This is a genomic window from Halobacterium salinarum DSM 3754 (assembly GCF_008124605.1).
Lineage (GTDB): Archaea > Halobacteriota > Halobacteria > Halobacteriales > Halobacteriaceae > Halobacterium > Halobacterium salinarum.
Map to the genome: position 1 here is coordinate 1 of NZ_VRYN01000029.1, position 4,155 is coordinate 4,155.

Annotated in this window: 3 protein-coding genes; all 3 read right to left on the reverse strand. The window is 62.2% G+C overall.

Annotated features, from left to right (window positions below):
- Window positions 1–39 precede the first annotated feature (39 nt).
- The 3 genes from APQ99_RS12355 to APQ99_RS12365 are packed head-to-tail and all read right to left on the reverse strand — an operon-like array spanning window position 40 to window position 3,913.
- Window positions 40–381 (reverse strand): DUF1156 domain-containing protein, encoded by a 342-nt coding sequence (locus tag APQ99_RS12355; RefSeq protein ID WP_244289032.1) that lies wholly within the window; start codon window positions 379–381, stop codon window positions 40–42.
- A 17-nt stretch (window positions 382–398) separates the two neighbouring features.
- Window positions 399–1,040, reverse strand: a complete 642-nt coding sequence (locus APQ99_RS12360) for a DUF7680 family protein (protein WP_211356667.1) — start codon at window positions 1,038–1,040, stop codon at window positions 399–401.
- Window positions 1,037–3,913 (reverse strand): DUF499 domain-containing protein, encoded by a 2,877-nt coding sequence (locus tag APQ99_RS12365; RefSeq protein ID WP_211356668.1) that lies wholly within the window; start codon window positions 3,911–3,913, stop codon window positions 1,037–1,039. Before APQ99_RS12365 ends, APQ99_RS12360 begins: the two co-directional genes overlap by 4 nt.
- Window positions 3,914–4,155: the final 242 nt, after the last annotated feature.

Consider the following 4,155-nt stretch of genomic DNA (forward strand, 5'->3'; position numbering starts at 1 on the left):
GACAAGCTAAAAATAGCGTGCACCAAGTGTACGGCGCTTTCAATTCGTTAGAGCTGATTCAGCAAACCATGAGAACTCTTCTATGACACCCTCACTTTCTACGTATTCGCTAATGGAGTCCCCTTCGATACCCTGCTTCGGGCCAACCTGCATCCATCGAAGTAAATCATCTGGCCTTGTATCTTTAGGAAGAATCGACGCGAGAATCGCTAATCTGGTGGCTGGTGTCGGTCGCCGGGCGAACCATCGGTGTAGGTATCGATGTGGCGGAAGATGTTTCGGATTCGCCTCTTTCAGATTCTCGATACCGACCGCCTTCAGCGGGAGGTTCCCCTCAATGGCGAGCGGTTTCAGCGACTCCTCCTCCTCGGTCTCCTGCATCGGTTGTTCACTCATGTTCAGATGTGCGTCGTCAGCATCGTCCGTAGCGCCTTCTCGCCGTTCGGACTCGACGGCGACCGGCACTTCGCGTGCCAGTAGTAGCACTCCTCGTCGCTCATTCGCGCGATACCGCGGCAGAACGCCCGCATCCGGTCGACGCGCTGGATGGGCTTCACGCCCAGGAACGCCAGCGCGAGACGCACGCCCACCGTCTCCGGGAGGAAGACGTCGGCGCGACCGGCGCTCGTGGCGAGTTCCTCGTCCAGGTCCGCACCGTCGAGAGCCTCCCGAACGAGCGGCAGAATGGCGCGGAGGCGACTCTCCGAGAGCCGGGTGACCTTCACCGCCGTCCAGTCCTCCCACGACCAGCGGTCTGCATCTGGGTCGGCCGACTCGTCGAACACCTCGCCGAAGGGTTCGAGCACGAGGCCGCTGCTCGCAGTGCCGCGCTCCAGGCGCTCGCGGCGCGCCGCGGCCTGCTCCGCGGGCAGGAGCTCGTACAGTGTCAAGCGAGCGCCGTCCGGTCCGTCACGGCGCGTGAGCGCGAACGTCGGGCGACCGCCGTACACGCTGCTGCCGAAGTGGCCAGTGCCGAGGTTGTCTTGCGGGAGTGGCTTCGCAGCGTCTGCATCGCCGTCGACTGTGGGTTGGGGCGTCATTGTTGCACCTCTGGGGGTACTTCGACCGGTCCTCGTGCTTGAACCTTCACGTTGATACTGGTGTCACCGAGCGCGTCCCGCAGTTCCGCGAGTACGTCGTCTTCGTCGCTCGTGAGCGGCTCCGGTTCGTCCATTTCGACGCGGAACTTCACCTCGACCCGCGACGCCTCGCCGAACGACGGCGGCTGGTTCGTCACGTTAGAGAACTTGTCGACGCCGCCGGTGAACTCAGCCTGGTACGAGGCCCCCGTCGACGACTGCGTCTCGTACGTCATCCGAACAGAGATGTTGTCTGCACGCTCCTTGACCGGCTGCTGACCGGCGATGAACGACCCCTTCGACAGCTGTTCGTCACCACCCACCTCGACGGTGACGTGGTCGACACCGGGGTTGCCGCCGGTCGTCGCCTTTCCGAGCGCGTGTGTCCGGACCTCGTTGAAGGCCCGCGACGTCGCCATCAGACTCGTCGACTGCTCCCAGTCGCTCGGGCGTGCACAGTCGCTACACAGCCCGTCCGGGGTGAGCCCGCTATCGACCTTCCTACCGCATCTATTGCACTCCGGCTTCTCGGGTTTGTGTTCATCACAGTACGATTCATCCACACCGATATCTTTCGGACACCCCTCCTTCGCGCACGCGCCGTCTTCAGTCTCCGGTGGTCGAATCGAATCGTGGTGGACGTCCAGGAGCGCGTCGACGTCGGTGTAGACGACGTAGTCGTCACCGATCTTCACGTCCGAGTCGCGGATGCTCGTGCGAGCGTCGGGTGACTCCGAGAGCGGGTCGGCTTTCCGCCAGTTCGCCGGGCTGTCGTCTTCGTCGCCGTCCCAGTACGTGAGTCCACCCTCCTCGGCCGTACTGTCCCAGTAGGTGTACCCCGCGTCGTCGACCATCTTCTGGACGGTCTTCCGGAGCGGCTTCGTGTTGAGCAGGTACGGGAGTCCCGGCTTCTTGGCGAACTGCCTGACCAACTGCTCGGTGGTCATGCTGTCCTGTGTCTGCTGCCAGAGCTTCTGCTTGAAGAACGCGACACCCTTCGCGTCCGCATCGGCGCGAATCAACCGGCCTTCGAGGGTTTCCTCGACAGCGTTCACGAGCGTCGTCCCGCCGTTTGCCTCGGTGGCATTGATGGCCAGATGAGTCAGCCCGTCGCGCTCGACGTAGTAGAGGTGCCGGTAGACGCCCCGCACCAACTCACCCAGGAGACCGTGCGTCTGATCGCGCCGCTCCCGGAGCTCCTCGATTTGCTCGCTGGAGAGGTCGGCGGTCTGGGTCGAATCGTCCAGCAGCGCCTCGATGGCCTCCAGTTGGCGCGCCTCGCCGATGGCGCTCTGGATTCGCTCCTCGTCCGGAGCGAGGAACAGCACGTAGTTCTTGTACACCCGACTCTGAGTCTCTCCGCCGTGCTTGGAGGCAGCTTTCTCGTACAGCGTCTGGATTTTCTCCGGAATCTCGCTTCCGCCGTCGGAGACCGGTGCCGTGTCCATATGCATCACGGCGAGCTGAGGCTTGGATAGTTTGTCCGGGAGATCTGCCGGGGACTCGGGGAACACGACGGTCTCGAAGCCACCCGTGCCGACTTCGGAGTTCTCGAGTCGGGACTCGAAGCGATTACGAGCCTGTGCGTCCGGCGTATTGTCCACGCGCTGGTCGATGATGCGGATGAGGTTCGGATCGGACTTGAACCGGACGCGCTCCTCGTCGTAGAGATAGTAACACGCCACGTTCATGTCCCCGCCCGCGAGCGCCTCCAGTGCCGAATCGTAGTTGTCGAACTGGATATCAGGGTGACCCAACGCAGCGTTCATCTCTGCTCGCGTGAGTCCGGTCGCCTGTTCCCCGTACGCGAGACTGTGCCAGAGGATGGTCGTGGTCAGGTGCCTACCCAGGCGTGGAATCCCCTTCTCAGTCCACTTGCGATTCTCGAGTTGTGCGTGCGCGGTGCCATCCTCCTTGTAGATGTCAGCCGAGACGGCCGAGTCCAGTTCGACGAATTCGAAGAGCGTCTCGCGGAGCGTCGAATCGATGCTCCCATCGGGAGCGTTGTCCGCGGGCGTGAGGTCGTACAGCCGGATCCAGTGACGGTCGTAGTGGTCGGGCTGATGGTTCCAGAGGTAGTATACCGCTCGTGCGAGCAACTTCAACGCACCGCGGGTTCGCTGGAACTTGGGAATGGTGTCGATCTTCTCGGTCAACGTATCGATGACCGTCGGGTGGAACGGATACTCGCGCTGTAGCCGGTCGACGAAACTCGCATCGGTCGTCTCTTGTGGGAACTGCCGCTCACTGCCGGTGTAGTACTGGAAGTAGGACTCCGCGATTGTTACGGCGTGCCCGTGTTCGATGTCCTCGAAGAGACGATGCTGAAGAACCTGACCGACCTCGTTCTCGGATGTCGGCGTCACGGTCTTGTGCTGCCGGCGACCGATCTGGTTGAGTTCATCGACGAGCGTGCGTACCTCCTCTGCCTCGTCCTCGAACGCCGTGTCGGCGATACTGTAGACGATGGTGACGTCGTCGACTTCAGACGCTGTCTCCAGAAGAGAGAGAACGAAACTCAGCGTCTGACTGGCGAGAGTCGCATTTCCGACTTCGACGGCCGACGCGGCCTCGAGGTAGGCCGCGATCTCGTCGATGAGTATGAGCGCAGGCCCGTCGCCGAGATCGAAGAGTCCCCTTAGCGTATTCCCACCGGGTGCATTGCGTTCCTGGTCGTACTCCTTGAGGTACTCGTACCCCTCGAGTCCGTACAGCTGGTACGCGATCTCGCCCCACATCGTTCGGGTGTTCGGGGCGTCCGGATCCGACCGGTCACTTCGCGCATTCCGAGCGTCGACGTGTCCTCCGACGAACACCGACGTATCGACAGACACGCCCTCGCCGACAGCGTCTACGTACGCCGCCCCGACGTCACTCGCTTCGTCGGTCAGGTGGCAATCCAGGTTCTCGATGTCGGTCGGGTTCGTCGCGAGGTGGTACGAGGCGATGAGGTCGTGGGTCTTCCCGCCGCCGAACCGAGTATCAGTACCTCACAAAGCATCGCCAGTTAGCCTGACCTGAGCCATCTGTTCTGTTGTGATGAGTCGTCAGTAACGGTCGAGCAACGCTGATCGAA

Bases quoted from the DNA above. Each gene is read 5' to 3' on its own strand.
- APQ99_RS12355 (WP_244289032.1), bottom strand. From the start codon at position 381: ATGCAGGAGACCGAGGAGGAGGAGTCGCTGAAACCGCTCGCCATTGAG.
- APQ99_RS12360 (WP_211356667.1), bottom strand. From the start codon at position 1,040: ATGACGCCCCAACCCACAGTCGACGGCGATGCAGACGCTGCGAAGCCA.